The organism is Thalassospira sp. CA1, from assembly GCF_059052855.1.
Window position 1 is genome coordinate 210,513 of record NZ_JBZCIA010000004.1, and the last position, 17,690, is coordinate 228,202.

Below are 17,690 nucleotides of genomic sequence, written 5' to 3' on the forward strand. Positions count from 1 at the left end.
TGAATGAAAACCGGGTTGCGAACTCGGTTCGTTTGATGGGTTTAAGGACGCGGCATTTACCGCCTGAGAACCATTCATGGTCGTCTCCACATTGGCAAAGCAAGTTTCAAGCATTTGCACCAAAGACGAACCGTCACCTGCCAAGTTCAGAAGTTTCTGCATCTCGAATCGAAAAAATGCACCTGAACTTCCAATCCTCTCATCCGTCCGGACTACAGAGACTTAACGAACCCAATCGGGTTGGAAACTTAGACATCAGGAGATCTGAATATGAATGTCATTGCATTAGAAGCACCAACTCAAAACTCATCCCAGAAACTGGAAGTTCCTCACTTTCAGAACGCCGGAAACTGGCACTCGTCCATCGAGGACGGACATATTCAGCTTTGTGGGGAAAGTGAAAATCATGACTTCTATTTCACCCTCTCACCGGACCAGATCGTACTTGATGATGTTGCAAGCCTGACGCTTAACGTTCTAGATGCCAAAGGTTTGGCTGCGCTGGGCGAAGCACTTCTGATTGCTCATCCTTCTCGATCTGAAATCAAACTTCCCCCGCAATTGGATCCGGAATGGACAGCGAACATGTTTCGCAACGGTCTGATTTCTCATTCAGGTGACAGCATTGTTGTCAGTTCACGCAATCTCTATCAACTAACGCTGAACTGGTTGGCACATCCCGAACGCGACCCTTTCCCTTTGCGTTACACGTCAACCAACGGACGCCGTCATCCAGTCCGTCGCCCAAGTGCCTCGCACACACTTTATGCGCGTTACATCCCTTGGATCGACAAAACTATCCGGTTTGAACGCGCGGATATTCGTCGTCATCTCGGGTGCTTCCATAAATGGATGAACGACCCGCGCGTCGACGTCTTTTGGGAAGAGTCCGGCTCAGAGGAGAAGCACGAAGCCTTCATCCAAAGCCGACTGGATGATCCCAGAACCGAGCCGCTGATCGGGTATTTCAACGACACCCCATTCGGGTATTTCGAGCTCTACTGGGCACAAGAAGATCGCCTTGGCGAACATTATGATGCAGATGACTTTGACCGCGGCTGGCATGTTGCCATTGGCGAAGAAGCATTTCGCGGAAAGGAATATCTGACCGCATGGCTTCCGTCTCTGATGCATTACATGTTCCTTGATGACCCAAGAACGCAACGCATTGTCGGTGAACCTGATGCAGGCCACAATCAGCAAATCCGCAACCTTCTGCGTTCAGGCTTTGCCGGCATTAAACAGGTTCGTTTCCCACACAAGACGTCACTTCTTGTTATGTTGCTGCGCGAACGCTTTTTTGATGATCGACTGTATGTTCCGGACTTTGTCCACGATGAGGATGCTTCCTGATGCGAAAGCGTGCTCTTCCGGACCTGAATGATCCGGCGATTATGCGATTGATCCTGCGACTGGCCCTGCCATCTGTGGCTGGGCTTTCGATCAATGCCATCAATCAGGTCGTCGATGCCTTCTTTGTTTCCCAATATGCGCTTAGTGCCATGGCGGGGGTAACTTTATCCATTCCCTGCTTCATGCTGGTCGGTGCAATCGGGCACGGATTGGGCCTAACAGCCTCAACCGAAATCGGTCGTGCACTTGGCAGGGACAATGTCCATGATGCCGCAAGAAGCGCATCCCTTGCCTTGGCTTTGGCCATTGGCTTTGGCGTTAGCGTTGCCATCCTGATCACATTATTCCACGGACCAATTCTGCATCTGCTCGGTGCGCGCAACGAGGTTTTCACCGAAGCTTCCATGTACATGCGAATTCTTGGGGCCTGCTCTGTGCTGGTACTGTTGCAGATCGTCTGCGATTTCATTGCAATCGGTGAAGGTAACAGCCGATTTTCGATGTACACCTTGCTCGGGTCGTTTGGTCTGAACATGGTACTTGACCCGATACTTATCTTTGGATTCGAATTGGGGGTTGCAGGGGCGGCGTGGGCAACGATCATCTCACAGATCGCGGCCCTTTGTGCGTATGTCTATTACTTCAAAAAGCGCCTTGGACGAATACATCCCGATGTCGGAGCTCTTCACGCGCTTTCTTGGCGCAAAGCTCTAGTACCGTTTGGCAAGCTCGGCATTCCAGCCAGTACAACCACTATTCTGGCATCAATATGCTTTGCCGCTCTGATGCAGGCAGCCACCAGACATGGCAACGAAGAAGAACTGGCAGGATTGGCCATCTCGTTGCGTATCGTGCTTCTTGCTATTCTTCCGATCATCGGCTTTTGTCTGGGTTCACAACCCATCCTGAGCTACGCAGCAGGTGCAGGTAATCAGGCACGGTTTGAGGCCGTGTTTAAGGGCATCCTTCTCTATTGCGCGGGTTTCTCGATTACCTGCGCAGTTATTGCCTTTCTGTTCGGGGATTGGTTGATTGCCGCCTTTGTCAGCAAAGCGGAATTGATCACCTTTGGGGCGCATTTGCTCGATATCCTTGCCATACAAGTCGCGTTCGTTGGCATCTATCAACCGATGGTATCGCGCTTTCAGGCTGCTCATAATGCGCGGTGCGCTGCCATCGTCAGCATGGCACCACAGGGCTACATTCAATTACCACTGGCGCTATTTTTACCCATGGCATTTGGCTTGGACGGAATTGTCATGGCACCTGCGCTCGCGGCCGGACTGACTGCACTCATTGCCGTTGCTTTGACGTTTTCTGATCGCAAAACACTCTTGATCAAGGAGCTTTCATCATGAACGAGCTACCTTCAAAGCCACTCTCGCTGCAGGACCACGGATCCCGGCATCACGGTGCATTTGATCCCAACTACGAGCGCCACTTCCGGGCGGTTTCCCAACCAATTTATCAAACGTCGCTATTTGCATTCCGTGACTTTGACGACATGGCAAATGCCTATGCCGGAAATCCTGGCGGTCCCATCTATGCTCGTGGTGACAATCCCACCGTAATGGCATTCGAACGGGAAATTGCAAGATTGGAAAACACCGAAGCATCCCGTGCCTTTGCAAGCGGGATGGGGGCAATCAGTGCAACCGTCATGGCACTTGTCGAACCGGGCGACCGGATCGTTACCGTTCACAATGTCTATTCCGATGCATATCGGCTTTTTGAAACCATGCTCAGACCAATGGGCGTGGCCATCGACTATGTCGATGGCACCAAGACAGATGCTGTAATTGACGTCATTTCAGGTGCAAAACTTTTGTTCCTTGAAAGCCCGACATCTCTGACATTTGAGCTCCAGGACCTGGAAAAACTGGGCCAAGCAGCGAAAGAGCAAAATGTTATCACCGTTATCGACAACTCGTGGGCAACACCGGTTTTTCAGCGCCCGGCCGATCACGGTATCGATCTTGTCATCCATGCCGCGTCGAAATTCCTGTCTGGTCACAGCGACACTGTTGCCGGCGTCGTCACCGGGCGAAAGGACCTGATCAACAAAATCAATGGTTCAACCTTCCCTTATCTCGGTGGGAAACTTGGTCCGTTTGAAGCATGGCTTTTGCTACGCGGCCTCGACACACTTGAGCTGCGCATGCAACGACACGCCCAAACCGGTGAGTATTTGGCCACAAGCCTGTTCAAGCACCCAAAGGTCTCACAAGTGCTATATACCGGGTTCAGCAACCATGCTGGGAAACGCACATTACATGGCCATTCGAGCCTGTTTTCCATCATTCTCGATGAGACGGTCGACATTCGAAATTTCAGCAACGCCCTTCGAACATTCAGGTTAGGCGTAAGTTGGGGTGGTCCCGAAAGCCTGATCGTTCCCGCCGCTGCGGTACTTCACCAGAAATATGAAATCAGTGCGTTTCGTCATTTCCAGTTGGACCGGCAACTTGTGCGCATCTACTGCGGGCTGGAAAACCCGTCTGACCTTCTGGCAGATTTGGAACAGGCAATCGATGCTGGGACAACCAGTCAAGCCAGAGCTTAGGCCAATCCTCTGAACAGAAAAGGTAAAGGGCGCCAAACTGGCGCCCTTTTGCATTTCCGACTGTTGCGGCTTAACTGCTAACCGACACAACTCCTTGCCGGGAGTTCGGCCTTGTGAGAACCGCCAAAATCAATTCAAGCGGTCCGCGTGATGCGAAGCAGAACCAAAGCTTGGCAAAAACGATCCACCCCAGATACATCACGACTGAAATCCACAAACAATCAGCCAAACGAACCTGATTGTGCATACCGGCACCGTAACCAAAGAACACCAATCCCATAGCCAATGACATTCCCAAATAGATCGTGAGCGACATGCGGCCAGCAGGCGCAATGAATGCAACCAAATTGCTACAAACCCTTGCGCGAAAGGCGACAAGACCATATGCGACAAGAACAATGGACAATGGTACCGCAAACAGCGGGCGCAAAACCAATGTCATCATAAAGAAGCGCTCTGGCTCAAATCCCGCGGGCAGCGATGCAAGCGCCCCATAAAAAAGGCTTCCTGCAATTCCCGGAAAAGCGGCAAACGCCGCAATGGTGCGTAATTTGACAACAAGAGCATCAAAGCCGTTTTCATCACAAAACCGCGCGGCGGCAAGCCCCGAAACCATGGCAGCAGCAACAAGCAGATAGTTGCTCCAAAGACAATAAAGCTGGAAACCGACCCAACTCTCAAGACGCACCGCCATTACATCGGCAAAACTCCCGGTCGCCAGAACCACCGAAACTGGTATCTCTGGCGCAATGTAAGGCGATGGGTTCACTGTCAGGTTCACCCCAAACAGCGCATTCCCAAGTACAGCCATCGCCCAAAGAGCAACACCACAAACCATAAGTCCGCGAACAGACGTGTGCCGAACGATCAACAAAAGGAGCCCGATCACTGCATAGGGCAACAAAATGTCTGCTTCGAAAAGGAATACCAGATTCACAACGCCGAACAGTGCCAGCACACAAAGCCGCCGAACATAAGCGCCGGCCCCATATCGTTTGAACTGCTGTAACGCGGCAAACCCGAACAGAGCCGAAAAAATCAGAATGAATTTGCTTTCAAACAATCCCTGGATCACGCTCGCGGCAAGCACATTCAGCCAAAGCGGCTCCCCGTCCTGCCATGCCCTGCCAGCAAAACCAAAAGTAATCGCAAAGAAGGGCAAATTGACCACAAGTATCCCGAACAAGGCGAACGCTCGAAGGGCGTCAATTGATGACTCACGTTGCAGAAACATCTTACGTCTTTCCTCTTGATTGGAACTCTTAGTGGAAAGACGTTTGGCAACTGATTTAATTCAGGGGACAAGGGCGACTTCTGCGCTGCTTATGCATGCTCGACCGCAAGTCTAGTAACCCCAAATTATGACAACTCGGGCATCTGCTGGATCAGACTGCTTTTTGCGGGAAGATTGAGAGCGATGGAGCAGTGAGTACGTTCTGTAATCACTGCTCCACGGTAGGCCCGGAGGGACTTGAACCCCCAACCAGACCGTTATGAGCGGTCGGCTCTAACCAATTGAGCTACGGGCCCCCAAGACAAAAGTCCGGGTAAAGAAAAGACCGCACCAGATATCTGGTGCGGTCCCGAAAACTAGCGATTTTCCGGCCAAGGTCAAGCCCGAACGTCGCGTAATTTCTTAATAATCGAGGAACGAACGCAGTTTGCGCGAGCGCGACGGATGCTTGAGCTTGCGCAGCGCTTTTGCTTCGATCTGACGGATACGTTCGCGGGTCACAGAGAACTGCTGACCAACCTCTTCGAGGGTGTGGTCGGTATTCATCCCGATCCCGAAACGCATACGCAGAACACGTTCTTCACGCGGGGTGAGCGATGCCAGAACGCGCGTGGTGGTTTCACGCAGGTTGGCCTGGATCGCAGCATCAAGCGGCTGAACGGCGTTCTTGTCTTCGATGAAATCGCCCAAGTGGCTGTCTTCCTCGTCCCCGATCGGGGTTTCGAGCGAAATCGGCTCCTTGGCGATTTTCAGAACCTTGCGGACCTTTTCAAGCGGCATCTGCAGTTTTTCTGCCAGCTCTTCCGGGGTCGGTTCACGGCCGATTTCATGCAACATCTGACGCGAGGTACGCACCAGCTTGTTGATGGTTTCGATCATGTGAACCGGAATACGGATCGTACGGGCCTGATCGGCAATAGAACGCGTGATCGCCTGACGGATCCACCAGGTCGCATAGGTCGAGAATTTATACCCACGGCGATATTCGAATTTATCCACCGCCTTCATCAGGCCAATATTGCCTTCCTGAATCAGGTCAAGGAATTGAAGACCACGGTTGGTATATTTCTTGGCAATCGAGATCACGAGACGCAGGTTGGCCTCGATCATTTCCTTTTTCGCACGACCGGCTTCGCGTTCGCCCTTGTTGACCACGCCGTAAACGCGACGGAATTCGCCAACCGGCAAACCGACTTCGGCCGAAACACCGCCGATGCCTTCGCGCAGATTGGCGATTTCTTCGGAATAGCGTTCAACAAAGGTTTTCCAACCCTTGCCCGGCAAGCCGCCAACACGTTCCATCCAGTTCGGGTCAAGTTCATGGCCCTGATACTGTTTGATGAAATCGGGGCGTTTGATCTTGCAACGATCGGCAAAGCGCAGAAGCTTGCCTTCAAGGCCGAGCAGACGGTTGTTCAAACCGGTCAGGTGATCAAGAAGTTCCTCAATGCGGAAGTTGTTCAGGTGAACATCTTCCATCAGGTCAACCATCTCGTTCTTGAGCTTGTTGTAGCGCTTTTCAGTCGCGGCCGGAACGGCCTCACCCTTGTTCATTGCCACCAGACGCTGTTCCTGCGCCTTGTGCAATTTCTCATAGGTCTTGGCGATCAGTTCGAACTTCTCGAGAACCTGCTCGGTCAGTTCCTCTTCCATTTTGGAAAGCGAAACGTTGACCTGCTCGTTCTCGTCATCGTCGTCATCATCGTCGCCGTCAGCGCTGGCCTCACCCTCTTCGTCGTCGGACTTTTCAGACTCGTCGTCCTCTTCGTCCTCGGCCTCGTCGGTGAGGCCGGCCGGGGTTTCGGTCTCGGCTTCTTCGTCATCGTCGTCATTGGCCGACTCGAAACTTTCGACATCTGCCTCCGGATCGACTTCGGTATCTTCTTCGTCTTCACCTTCGGCCGCGGCAATTTCCGCATCCGGACCGCCGCCATAGGTGGTTTCAAGGTCAATGACGTCACGCAGCAAAAGTTCGCCAGCCTGAAGCTGGTCATGCCAGTTCACAATCGCCCGAATGGTCAGCGGGCTTTCGCAAATCCCGCCAATCATCATGTCGCGACCGGCTTCGATACGTTTGGCAATGGCGATTTCGCCTTCGCGCGACAGCAGTTCGACACTGCCCATTTCGCGCAGATACATGCGTACCGGATCATCGGTCCGGCCAACATCATCTTCGGAGATGTTGCCACGCGGATCAGCATCGGAATCGTCGTTGTCGTCATTGTCGTCGGCTTCATCGCCATCGATGACATTGATGCCCATCTCGTTGAGATTGCTCATCACGTCTTCGATCTGCTCCGAGGAGAAATGCTCGGATGGCAGGGCCGCGTTCAACTCATCGACCGAGATGTGGCCCTTCTCCTTGCCCTTGGCAATGAGCTTTTTTATGGCCGACTTATATGTATCGAGAAGAGGTCCGTCTGCGTTTTCAGAAGAGTTCTTTTTCTCTTCAGCGTTCGAAGTCTTAGACGACATCTATTCCCCGTTTCCCGCTGGGTACGTTCGTACCGTTGTTGTCCCAAGCGCCGTGTCTTTCAGCGCAAATCACAAATAGCCCGATCGCTGATCCAGACCACACACGTGATCAATGATCAGTCGTCGAGCTTAAACACTTTCTCCCGGCGTCGGGCCAGATCCTCTCGTCTGTGAGAAAATCTCTCCCATTCCTCCTCGCTGGTATCTGCTGCCAACTGTCGGACGGCGTATTTTGCCTCTTCGTCCTCCAGGGAGCTTACAGCCATGGAAAAAACCTGTTTCCAACCCGTCAGGGCCCGTTCGAGCGGCGTTTCGGGCTTGGCGAAAGCGGCGTGCGCAATAACATCGGCACTAACCACCCGCAAAACTGTCTCTGACAGCCCGTCGCGCTCCAATTGGGCCTTGATCGTTTCGCAATCAAGTCCAGGATCATCGTCAAGCAGCTTTAAGACGGCCCGACGAAGATTGTCAAGCGCGGAGTCTGCACAACTGTAGATTCCCAGCTGTTCACCAATCTCATCATGCAGCGCAGGATGATTGATCAGCGTCAGCAAAAGAATGGAGTCTTGCAGGTCACGCTTCTTTTGCATGGGCGGTCGCGACATGCCCGGAACCGCTTTACCGGCCGGACCCCAGAAATGGTCATTTTTTCCGCGTTTGCCACCCCATCCGGATTTTTTATTTTGGAAATTGCCCGAATTTCCCGACCGGTTTGCGGGCTTTCCGCCCCGATCGCCCTTGAACAGCTTCCAGATACGATCGCGGAAAAACGAATTGTATTGCGACCGCACGGCTTCATCGGCAATCACGGAAATACGTTGATTTATCGTCGCCTCAAGGGCGGCACGACGTTCCGGGGTGTCAATCTTGTGCGTGCCCGCATCCATGCGCCAGACAAGCTCGGCCAACGGCACGGCATGTTCGATGATCTTGCGAAAACTGTTAAAGCCATCCGGGGATGCCATCAGGCTGTCCGGGTCTTCGCCCTCGGGCAGGATCGAAAACAGCAATGACTTTCCCGGGCGCAAAATCGGCAGTGCGCGTTCTGCGGCACGCACCGCTGCGCGCTTACCGGCAACATCGCCATCCAGACACAGGATCGGCTCGTTGGTCATTTTCCAAAGTTCGCCAATCTGTTCTTCGGTCACCGCGGTGCCAAGGGGGGCCACCGCCCCGCGAAAGCCCGCACGGTGCAGGGCAATCACATCCATATAGCCTTCGGTAACAATGATCGGCGCATCCTGTTGCGATGCTTCACGGGCCTGCGGCAGGCCATAAAGCAAGCGCCCCTTGTGAAATAGCGGCGTATCCGGGCTGTTAAGGTATTTCGGCTTGCCATCACCCATGACGCGCCCGCCAAAGGCCACCACCCGTCCGCGCCGATCCAGGATCGGGAACATGACGCGCCCCCGGAAGCGGTCATAGCTTTGCCGGTTGCCATCTTCGGGCTCGATCAGAAGCCCGGCCTCGATCATCAGTTTTTCGTCAATATCTTCGCGCTTGAGCGCTGCCTTCAGCGCCCCGCGACTGTCCGGGGCATAGCCCAGCCGGAAGTCGGATATCGTTTTGTCATCCAGTCCGCGCTGATGGAAGTAATCCAGCCCCTCCTTGCCTTCGGGCATGCGCAACATGCGTTCAAAGAACGCACAGGCTGCCTCCATAACCTCGTAAAGGGTTTTGGCCTTCTGTTCGCGTTCCTGGGCTTCGCGGGATTGTTTGGGGACTTCCATGCCGACCTGATTGGCCAGCACCTCGACCGCCTCGATAAAGGTCAGGCCACGGGTATTCATCACAAAGCTGATGACATCGCCATGCGCACCACAACCAAAGCAGTGATAGAAACCCTTTTGCTCATTGACCGTAAAGGACGGGGATTTTTCAGAATGGAACGGGCACAGCCCGGAGTATTCCCGGCCGCGTTTAATCAGCTTCACCGATGTACCGACGACATCCGCCAGTCCCACCCGCGCCCGCAGGTCGTCTAGAAACGACTGGGGAAAGCTCATGTGTGCCCCGTTCCCGTAATGTCACAGCAGTGTGCTGCAACTCTGTTGATTGGTCCCTGCCCCGGTCGACCTGGTTGATGTGATTATTGTCCGGTCCCGGGACGACGAAAGCCGGACGATTTTACACGCCCGGCTTCCAAATTACAGTGTGCTGTTAGGATTAACCCAACAGTTTTTTGGCGACACCACCAGCTTTGCCGAAATCCATCGTGCCGCTGTATTTTTCACGAAGGGCTGCCATGGTGCGGCCCATATCCTTAAGGCAGGTCGCACCGATTTCCGAAACAGTGCCACGCACGGCGTCTTCGATTTCTTCATCGGACAGCTGGGCCGGCAGGAACTTTTCGATGACCTCGATCTCGGAGGCTTCCTGTTCGGCCAGTTCCGGGCGATTGCCCTTGGTGTACATTTCAATGCTTTCGCGGCGCTGTTTTACCATCGCCTGAAGCAGATTGATGATTTCATCATCTGAAATGCCATCGGTGTTGCCGTCGCTCCGTGCGGCGATATCGCGTTCTTTCAGTGCCGCCAGAATAAGGCGCACGGTGGTTACGGAGCAGGCATCCTTGGCAAGGACGGCCTTTTTCAAAGCGTCGTTAAGCTGCGATCGCAGCATGGCTCATCTCTGATTCTGTGGAAGAAAGGAGCGAACATACCGCAAAACGGCATTTGACGCAAAGAAAACGTTAACGCGTAAGTTGTTGATTTTATTATAAAAATAAAAGTTTAGATGCGTCCTTGACATGCCATGGCGACTCCCGTAGACATCCGCCAATTTGCCTGCCGGGATTACGCTTTGCCCCGCTTTCCGCAACCCCTTGCTGACGCTTTTGCGCTGTCGGCATACCTTGCTGGAAACCACTTGGCACGTCTGCATGGCCGGTATGCAGGTTAACAGCAGCCGTTTTTGTCGGCCTGCGCAGAATTATTATATATAAAAAGAATCCGTGTTTCACCGTGGAAAGATCGAAAGGACATTTGCCAATGTCAGCGCCCACGCACACCCCGCCCCCTGGTGCTTCTGCCGTTCTGGTTCTCGCAGATGGTTCAGTTTTTTGGGGACGCGGCGTCGGGGCCCGAGGAGAGGTCGTTGGTGAAGTCTGCTTCAACACGTCGATCACGGGCTATCAGGAAATCATGACCGACCCTTCCTATGCCGGTCAGATGATCACCTTTACCTTCCCCCATATCGGAAATGTCGGCACCAACGACGAAGATATCGAAAACGCCAAACCGGTCGCCCTTGGCTGCATCCTGCGCCAGGACATTACCGAGCCATCAAACTACCGCGCGCAGAAACATTTCAACGACTGGCTGGCTGAACATGGCCGGATCGGGATCGCCGGCGTGGATACCCGCCGCCTGACCAAACGCATCCGGACCGAAGGCGCGCCGAACGGTGTGATCTGCCATAGCGAAGATGGCAGTTTTGATATCGAAGCCCTGATCGCCAAGGCCAATGATTGGCCGGGCCTCGAAGGCATGGACCTTGCCAAGGACAACAGCTGCACCACCGGTTACGACTGGGACGAAGCGCTTTGGACCCGCGAAGGCGGATACGGCAAGGTTGGCAATGCCAAGCACCATGTCGTTGCCATCGATTACGGCGTAAAGCGCAACATCCTGCGCAACCTGGCAAGTCTTGATTGCAAGGTCTCGGTTGTTCCGGCCACCACCTCGGCCGATGAAATCCTTGCGATGAACCCGGATGGGATTTTCCTTTCCAACGGCCCGGGCGACCCGGCCGCCACCGGTGAATATGCGGTTCCGACCATCAAAACCCTGATCGAAAGCGGCAAGCCGGTATTCGGGATTTGCCTGGGTCATCAGATGATGGCGCTCGCCCTGGGTGCGAAAACCATGAAAATGGATGTCGGCCACCGTGGTGCCAACCACCCGGTCAAGGACACGACCACGGGTGTTGTTGAAATCACTTCGCAGAACCATGGCTTTGTCGTCGACAAGGACAGCCTGCCCGCAAACGTCGAAGCAACGCACTTCTCCCTGTTTGACGGATCCCTTGCTGGTCTGCGCCTGAAAGACAAGCCGGTCTTCGCTGTTCAGTACCACCCCGAAGCATCGCCGGGGCCGCATGACAGCCACTACCTGTTCAAACGTTTCGTTGGTCTGATCGAGGACGCCAAAGCCTGATCCCCGGATCAGGACACGCCCAAGATTACGCGATTAACGGACTTAAACGAGGCGGTGCAGCCATAGCGCCTGCCCTTGCGAAAAGCGGAAAACGACATGCCGAAACGTACAGATATCAAATCAATCCTCATCATCGGTGCCGGCCCGATTGTTATTGGCCAGGCTTGCGAGTTTGACTATTCCGGTGCCCAGGCCTGTAAGGCCCTTAAGGAAGAAGGTTACCGCGTCATTCTGGTCAACTCGAACCCGGCGACCATCATGACCGACCCGAACCTGGCCGATGCGACCTATATCGAGCCGATCAAACCGGCCATGGTTGCCAAGATCATCGAAAAGGAACGCCCGGACGCGATCCTGCCGACCATGGGTGGCCAGACGGCGCTGAACACCGCACTCGCCCTGTTTAACGACGGCACGCTTGAAAAATACGGTGTCGAGATGATCGGTGCGAAAAAGCACGTCATCGAAAAGGCCGAAGATCGCCAGTTGTTCCGCGAAGCCATGGACAAGATCGGTCTTGAAAGCGCGCGCTCAGCCATGGTTCGCACCTTTGAAGATGCGGTCAAGGCACTCGAAGTTACCGGCCTTCCGGCAATCATCCGCCCAAGCTTCACCCTTGGCGGTGAAGGCGGCGGCATTGCCTATAACCGTGAAGAGTTCGAACAGATCGTGCGCAATGGTCTGGCGATTTCGCCGACCCACGAAGTGCTGATCGAAGAATCCATTCTCGGCTGGAAAGAGTATGAAATGGAAGTCGTCCGCGACAATGCGGATAACTGCATCATCATCTGCTCGATCGAAAACGTCGATCCGATGGGCATCCATACCGGCGACTCAATCACTGTCGCCCCGGCGCTTACCCTGACCGATAAAGAATACCAGATCATGCGCGACGCCTCGCTGGCGGTCCTGCGCGAGATCGGTGTGGATACCGGCGGCTCGAACGTTCAGTTCGCGGTCAACCCGGATGACGGTCGCCTGATCGTCATTGAAATGAACCCGCGCGTGTCGCGTTCTTCCGCTCTGGCATCCAAGGCAACCGGCTTCCCGATTGCCAAGATCGCAGCCAAGCTTGCGGTTGGGTATACCCTCGATGAGCTTGATAACGACATCACCGGCGTCACCCCGGCCTCGTTCGAGCCGACCATTGACTATGTCGTCACCAAGATCCCGCGCTTTACCTTTGAAAAATTCCCGGGCGCCAAGCCTCTTTTGGGGACTGCGATGAAGTCGGTCGGCGAAGCGATGTCCATCGGTGGCTGCTTTGCCGAAAGCCTGCAGAAAGGTCTGCGGTCGATGGAGACCGGGCTTACCGGCCTCAATGAAGTCAAAATCGAAGGTGCGCCGGACAAGGCCGCCATCCGTGCCAAGCTGACCCAGCCGATCCCGTTCCGTATCCTGTATGCTGCCCAGGCTTTCCGTCATGGCCTGACACTTAAGGAAATTCAGGGTGCGACCAAATTTGACCCCTGGTACCTAAAGCAGATCGAAATGCTGGTGGCCGAGGAAGAAAAAGTTCGAGCAAATGGCATTCCGAGCGACAAGCAGGAATTACTCCGCCTGAAAAAGCTCGGCTTCTCAGACGCACGTCTTGCCGAACTGGCTGGCAAGGATGAAGACGCTGTTCGTGCGGATCGCCATGCCCTTGGCCTGCGCCCGGTTTACAAGCGCATTGATACCTGTGCGGCCGAATTCCCGTCGCGTACCTCGTACATGTATTCCATGTATGAAGGCGATGGTTTCGTTGAGCCGGAAAACGAGGCAGAAGTCACGGATCGCAAGAAAGTCATCATTCTTGGTGGTGGCCCGAACCGTATCGGTCAGGGCATCGAATTTGATTATTGCTGCGTACACGCGGCCTATGCGCTGCGCGAAGCTGGCATCGAAGCGATCATGGTCAACTGCAACCCGGAAACGGTTTCAACTGACTATGACACCTCGGATCGTCTGTATTTCGAACCGCTGACCGCCGAAGACGTGATCGAGCTTTGCCAGCTCGAACAAAGCAACGGCGAACTGCTGGGTGTGATTGTGCAGTATGGCGGCCAGACCCCGCTGAAACTTTCTGCGGCCCTTGAAAAGGCAGGCGTTCCGATCCTCGGCACCAGCCCGGACAGCATCGACCTGGCCGAAGACCGCGACCGGTTCCAGGCCCTGATCAACAAGCTTGGCCTGCGTCAGCCGGCAAACGGCATTGCCCGTTCTGTCGACGAAGCCGTCAAAATCGCCGAGAGCATCGGATACCCGATCGTCATCCGCCCAAGCTACGTTCTGGGTGGCCGCGCGATGGAAATCGTTCACACCACCGAAGACCTTCTGCGCTACATGCACGAAGCGGTTCAGGTATCAGGCAAAAGCCCGGTTCTGATCGATAGCTTCCTTCAGGACGCGATCGAGATTGACGCCGACGCGGTATCTGATGGCGAGAACGTCTTTGTCGCCGGCATCATGCAGCATATCGAAGAAGCCGGTATCCATTCCGGGGATTCGGCCTGCTCCCTGCCGCCCTACTCGCTTGATGAAGCAATGATCGAACGCCTTAAGGAACAAACGGTTCAGCTTGCCAAGGCACTTGACGTTATTGGCCTGATGAACGTTCAGTTCGCGATCAAGGATGACATCATCTATCTGATCGAAGTGAACCCGCGTGCCTCGCGTACGGTGCCGTTCGTTGCCAAGGCAACCGGCAACCCGATTGCCAAGATCGGTGCGCGCATCATGGCCGGCGAAAAGCTCGGCGACTTTGAAATTGATCGTGGTCCGTTCAAGCATATCGCGGTCAAGGAAGCAGTCCTTCCGTTCAACCGCTTCCCGGGCGTTGATACCTTGCTTGGCCCGGAAATGCGTTCGACCGGCGAAGTCATGGGTCTGGACACCGATTTCGGTCGCGCCTTTGCCAAGGCACAGATGGCAGCAGGCCATACGCTTCCGCTTGAAGGCAAGATCTTCATCTCGGTCAAAAACTATGACAAACCGGCTGCTGTTCAACTGGCGCGCGACGCCATTGCGCTTGGCTTTGGCATCGTTGCGACCCATGGCACAGCAGAAGCTCTTGAAAAAGAAGGGCTAGACGTCACCCCGGTCAATAAGGTACAGGAAGGACGTCCCCATATCGTGGACATGATGAAGAACGGCGATATCAAGCTGGTGTTCAACACCACCGAAAGCAAGCAGGCCGTGGTCGACAGTTTCTCGATCCGCCGTACTGCGCTTACTGATGACATCCCGTACTACACCACTGTCGCCGGTGCCCGCGCTACCCTGCGCGCCATCGACAACCTGAAACGCGGCGCACTTGAAGTCCGTCCCGTTCAGGAATATCTTGGGGACAAGTACTAAGGTTCTTAATCTGAACCTGACGGAAGAATTCAGACCGCCCGGCGGGATGCCGGGCGGTTGATTTTGTAGTATCGACCGCTAATAAGAATAGGCTGTGAGCGCGATGGAAAAAGTACCAATGACCCCCCAGGGGCATCAGCGTCTCGAAGAAGAACTGAAGCATCGCAAGTCCGTCGAGCGTCTTGAAATCATCAAGGCCATTGCGGATGCCCGCGAGCATGGCGATCTTTCGGAAAATGCCGAATACCATGCCGCACGCGAACGCCAAAGTTTCTGCGAAGGTCGTATTGCCGAGCTCGAAGACGTGCTCAGCCGCTCCGAAGTTATCGACATCAAATCCCTTGCAGGTGATGTCGTGAAATTCGGCGCCAAGGTTCAGCTCGTTGACGAAGACACCGACGAGGAAACCACCTATCAGGTGGTTGGCCCGATCGAAGCCGACATCAACGCTGGTCGTATCTCGACCACGTCGCCAATCGGCCGTGCGCTGATCGGAAAGTCGGTCGGTGACTCTGTCGAAGTCACCGTGCCCGGCGGCACCAAGAGCTATGAAATTCTCAAGGTCGATTTTTCCTGACCGGGAAACAACTGATGCGTATCAGGGCCCGGGCATTCCCCGGGCCTTTTTCATTTCAGAATTTCATCCGAGACACAGACAAAGAAAAAGCCGGGCATTTGCCCGGCTTTTTCGCAGGTTGGGACGCGTATTGCGATCTAGCCCGATTTCGCCAACTGATCGAGAACCTCTTCAACATTTTGGTTCAGATCGGATGCTTCCGAACCCAGATGATCCGCACTGCCCAAAAGCTCTGTCGCGGTTTCCCCGGTCTGATCGGAAATTTCAGAAAGCTGATGGATCAGATCCGAAAGGTCACGGGTTGCGTCAACCGTCACATTCAGGCTTTGCGCAATCTCGCGCGTTGCGCCTTGCTGTTGTTCCATCGTCGCTGAAATCGTGGTTGTTACTTCAACCAAATCGCCAATGGTTTCCGAAACCCCGTTTACGGCCGAAACGGAATCCCCCGTGGCAGCCTGGATTTCAGAAATCTGCTGGGCAATCTCATCGGTCGCACGTGCTGTTTGGTTGGCAAGGTTCTTGACCTCGTTGGCCACAACCGCAAAGCCTTTGCCCGCTTCACCGGCACGCGCCGCCTCAATCGTGGCATTGAGTGCCAGCAGGTTGGTCTGGGACGCAATATCGGTAATCAGGTTGACGACTTCACCAATTTTCTCGGCCGCCTTGGACAACCATTCGATCCGCTCGCTTGCGGTTGAGGAACGCGCGACCGCGTTGTCGGTGATTTCACGGGCACGCACGATCTGACGCGAAATCTCGTCGGCGGATGCGTTGATTTCTTCAACGGCTGAGGCCGCTGATTGAACATTCTGCGAGGTTTCCTCGGACGCATGAACCGCACCGAGCGATGCTTCACGGCCCGTGCGTGCGCGATCATTCAGGCGCTGCGCACGCTTCTGCAATTGAACCGATTCCGCATCCACGGCACCGGCAGATTTCCCAATCATCTTGGTAATCTGATCTGCCAATTCGCGCTTGAAGTTATCACGTTCAATGTTGCGCTGTTTACGAAGCTGTTCGTTCTGGGCCAGCAAATCCTGTGCAGATTTGGCGGCCTCTTCGGCTTCGCTGCGCGCGATATCGGCATGCGCCAACGTCGAATAAAGGCTTTTACACGACCAGACCAGAACCCCGGCCTCAACAATCACCACCACCGCATGCAAAACCACACGGAAGAAATCGGCACCTTCCGGAAAGACCCAATAGGGCACGACAAAGTTCAGGATCAGGTGGTGCAGGGCTATCACGCCGGTTGCAACAACAATCGTTTTCCAGCACACCAGCGCGCCAAGCACAGCAAGTGCTGCAAAGAAATACATATGAATGTCGATCTGCCATTCATGTCCGCGGAAGGCATAGACCAGTACCGCGACCTGCAAAATCATTGCAGAAGAAACTATAAAGCGCGAAATCTGGGCCTGCGGCCCGGCAGCACGGCAAATGACGAAGGCAACAGCCGCAAAAATCGTACTGGCGATCAATGGCGAAACCGCATCATTGCTGGCGAAATATCCGGCGACTGCACTCAGTGGAATATGAATTGCCAGAATGACGAACAAGGCCTTGATCGCATTCGCGCGAATTTCGACTAACTTTTCCATAGGTTCAAACCCGATTATCAAAAGGCATTTTTGCTGGCGTCAGCATCAAAACAGACCGACGCAATCAAGGGAGAAAGGGTAAACAAAGCGCCGAAATCGTCGGCTTCTGGCACCACACCATCGTCATGCACGACAACAGCCATATGCCCAAAACCGCCGAACCTCGTAACGCGACCGCCAGAAGCACCCACCCGTTCAAGGATCTCGGCCTCGGTCATGTCAAACGGGAACACCATCCCGACCCCCTGAAGCGCTTCAGAAGGGCGATAGGACAGAATCACAAGCAGCACCAAACCCGCAAAGGCAAACAGTCCGGTTGGCACAATCCCGCGCCAGCCATCTTCTTCCGAAGACAATCTTGGCGTCACTTCCGTATGTTTTTGAAATAATT

The 17,690-nt window shown here is 54.3% G+C and carries 12 protein-coding genes and 1 tRNA gene; 6 read left to right on the top strand and 7 right to left on the bottom strand.

All coding sequences use genetic code 11. From position 1 onward, the window contains the following. The first annotated feature begins 270 nt into the window (after positions 1 to 270). The 3 genes from AC5Q5A_RS09575 to AC5Q5A_RS09585 are packed head-to-tail and all read left to right on the top strand — an operon-like array spanning position 271 to position 3,916. Positions 271 to 1,353, top strand: a complete 1,083-nt coding sequence (locus AC5Q5A_RS09575) for a GNAT family N-acetyltransferase (protein WP_210514468.1) — start codon at positions 271 to 273, stop codon at positions 1,351 to 1,353. After that, positions 1,353 to 2,711: an MATE family efflux transporter gene (locus AC5Q5A_RS09580; protein WP_493895113.1), complete on the top strand. Its 1,359-nt coding sequence runs from the start codon at positions 1,353 to 1,355 to the stop codon at positions 2,709 to 2,711. The genes AC5Q5A_RS09575 and AC5Q5A_RS09580 overlap by 1 nt, the downstream gene beginning before the upstream one ends. Then, positions 2,708 to 3,916, top strand: coding sequence for an aminotransferase class I/II-fold pyridoxal phosphate-dependent enzyme (locus AC5Q5A_RS09585; protein ID WP_493895114.1), 1,209 nt, complete (start codon positions 2,708 to 2,710; stop codon positions 3,914 to 3,916). The genes AC5Q5A_RS09580 and AC5Q5A_RS09585 overlap by 4 nt, the downstream gene beginning before the upstream one ends. 70 nt (positions 3,917 to 3,986) lie before the next feature. On the opposite strand, the gene AC5Q5A_RS09590 is transcribed toward AC5Q5A_RS09585, so the two are convergent. From AC5Q5A_RS09590 to AC5Q5A_RS09610, 5 genes are all read right to left on the bottom strand, one after another. Next, positions 3,987 to 5,150, bottom strand: coding sequence for a DUF418 domain-containing protein (locus AC5Q5A_RS09590; RefSeq protein WP_493895115.1), 1,164 nt, complete (start codon positions 5,148 to 5,150; stop codon positions 3,987 to 3,989). 222 nt (positions 5,151 to 5,372) lie between these two features. After that, positions 5,373 to 5,446: transfer RNA gene (locus tag AC5Q5A_RS09595), tRNA-Ile, on the bottom strand. 106 nt (positions 5,447 to 5,552) lie between these two features. Then, positions 5,553 to 7,625, bottom strand: a complete 2,073-nt coding sequence (rpoD, locus tag AC5Q5A_RS09600; RefSeq protein ID WP_493895116.1) for an RNA polymerase sigma factor RpoD — start codon at positions 7,623 to 7,625, stop codon at positions 5,553 to 5,555. 116 nt (positions 7,626 to 7,741) lie between these two features. Further along, on the bottom strand, positions 7,742 to 9,631 hold the full coding sequence (gene dnaG / locus AC5Q5A_RS09605; protein ID WP_493895117.1) for a DNA primase: 1,890 nt from the start codon (positions 9,629 to 9,631) through the stop codon (positions 7,742 to 7,744). A gap of 160 nt (positions 9,632 to 9,791) precedes the next feature. Next, complete coding sequence (locus AC5Q5A_RS09610; protein WP_008889523.1) at positions 9,792 to 10,247, bottom strand: GatB/YqeY domain-containing protein; 456 nt, start codon at positions 10,245 to 10,247, stop codon at positions 9,792 to 9,794. Positions 10,248 to 10,615: 368 nt separating this feature from the next. On the opposite strand from AC5Q5A_RS09610, the gene carA reads away from it, so the two are divergent. The 3 genes from carA to greA all read left to right on the top strand — a co-directional run bounded on the left by carA (position 10,616) and on the right by greA (position 15,698). Beyond that, positions 10,616 to 11,782 carry a glutamine-hydrolyzing carbamoyl-phosphate synthase small subunit gene (gene carA / locus AC5Q5A_RS09615; protein WP_493895118.1) on the top strand — a complete coding sequence of 389 codons (1,167 nt, stop codon included), beginning with the start codon at positions 10,616 to 10,618 and terminating at the stop codon, positions 11,780 to 11,782. A gap of 96 nt (positions 11,783 to 11,878) precedes the next feature. Continuing rightward, the gene (carB, locus tag AC5Q5A_RS09620) at positions 11,879 to 15,121 is read left to right on the top strand and encodes a carbamoyl-phosphate synthase large subunit (RefSeq protein ID WP_493895119.1); all 3,243 of its coding nucleotides are present in this window, start codon (positions 11,879 to 11,881) and stop codon (positions 15,119 to 15,121) included. Between the two features lie 103 nt (positions 15,122 to 15,224). Further along, entirely contained in the window at positions 15,225 to 15,698 is a 474-nt protein-coding gene (greA, locus tag AC5Q5A_RS09625; RefSeq protein ID WP_008889520.1) for a transcription elongation factor GreA, read from the top strand. A gap of 137 nt (positions 15,699 to 15,835) precedes the next feature. On the opposite strand, the gene AC5Q5A_RS09630 is transcribed toward greA, so the two are convergent. After that, a complete protein-coding gene (locus tag AC5Q5A_RS09630; RefSeq protein ID WP_493895120.1) occupies positions 15,836 to 17,299 on the bottom strand; it encodes a methyl-accepting chemotaxis protein in 1,464 nt (487 codons plus the stop codon). A 17-nt stretch (positions 17,300 to 17,316) separates the two neighbouring features. Next, complete coding sequence (locus AC5Q5A_RS09635) at positions 17,317 to 17,655, bottom strand: hypothetical protein (RefSeq protein WP_493895121.1); 339 nt, start codon at positions 17,653 to 17,655, stop codon at positions 17,317 to 17,319. Between the last annotated feature and the right edge of the window lie 35 nt (positions 17,656 to 17,690).

Excerpts from the sequence above, each read along its gene's own strand:
- AC5Q5A_RS09575 (WP_210514468.1), top strand. The coding sequence starts at position 271 with ATGAATGTCATTGCATTAGAAGCACCAACTCAAAACTCATCCCAGAAA.
- AC5Q5A_RS09580 (WP_493895113.1), top strand. The coding sequence starts at position 1,353 with ATGCGAAAGCGTGCTCTTCCGGACCTGAATGATCCGGCGATTATGCGA.
- AC5Q5A_RS09585 (WP_493895114.1), top strand. The coding sequence starts at position 2,708 with ATGAACGAGCTACCTTCAAAGCCACTCTCGCTGCAGGACCACGGATCC.
- AC5Q5A_RS09590 (WP_493895115.1), bottom strand. The coding sequence starts at position 5,150 with ATGTTTCTGCAACGTGAGTCATCAATTGACGCCCTTCGAGCGTTCGCC.
- rpoD (WP_493895116.1), bottom strand. The coding sequence starts at position 7,625 with ATGTCGTCTAAGACTTCGAACGCTGAAGAGAAAAAGAACTCTTCTGAA.
- dnaG (WP_493895117.1), bottom strand. The coding sequence starts at position 9,631 with ATGAGCTTTCCCCAGTCGTTTCTAGACGACCTGCGGGCGCGGGTGGGA.
- AC5Q5A_RS09610 (WP_008889523.1), bottom strand. The coding sequence starts at position 10,247 with ATGCTGCGATCGCAGCTTAACGACGCTTTGAAAAAGGCCGTCCTTGCC.
- carA (WP_493895118.1), top strand. The coding sequence starts at position 10,616 with ATGTCAGCGCCCACGCACACCCCGCCCCCTGGTGCTTCTGCCGTTCTG.
- carB (WP_493895119.1), top strand. The coding sequence starts at position 11,879 with ATGCCGAAACGTACAGATATCAAATCAATCCTCATCATCGGTGCCGGC.
- greA (WP_008889520.1), top strand. The coding sequence starts at position 15,225 with ATGGAAAAAGTACCAATGACCCCCCAGGGGCATCAGCGTCTCGAAGAA.
- AC5Q5A_RS09630 (WP_493895120.1), bottom strand. The coding sequence starts at position 17,299 with ATGGAAAAGTTAGTCGAAATTCGCGCGAATGCGATCAAGGCCTTGTTC.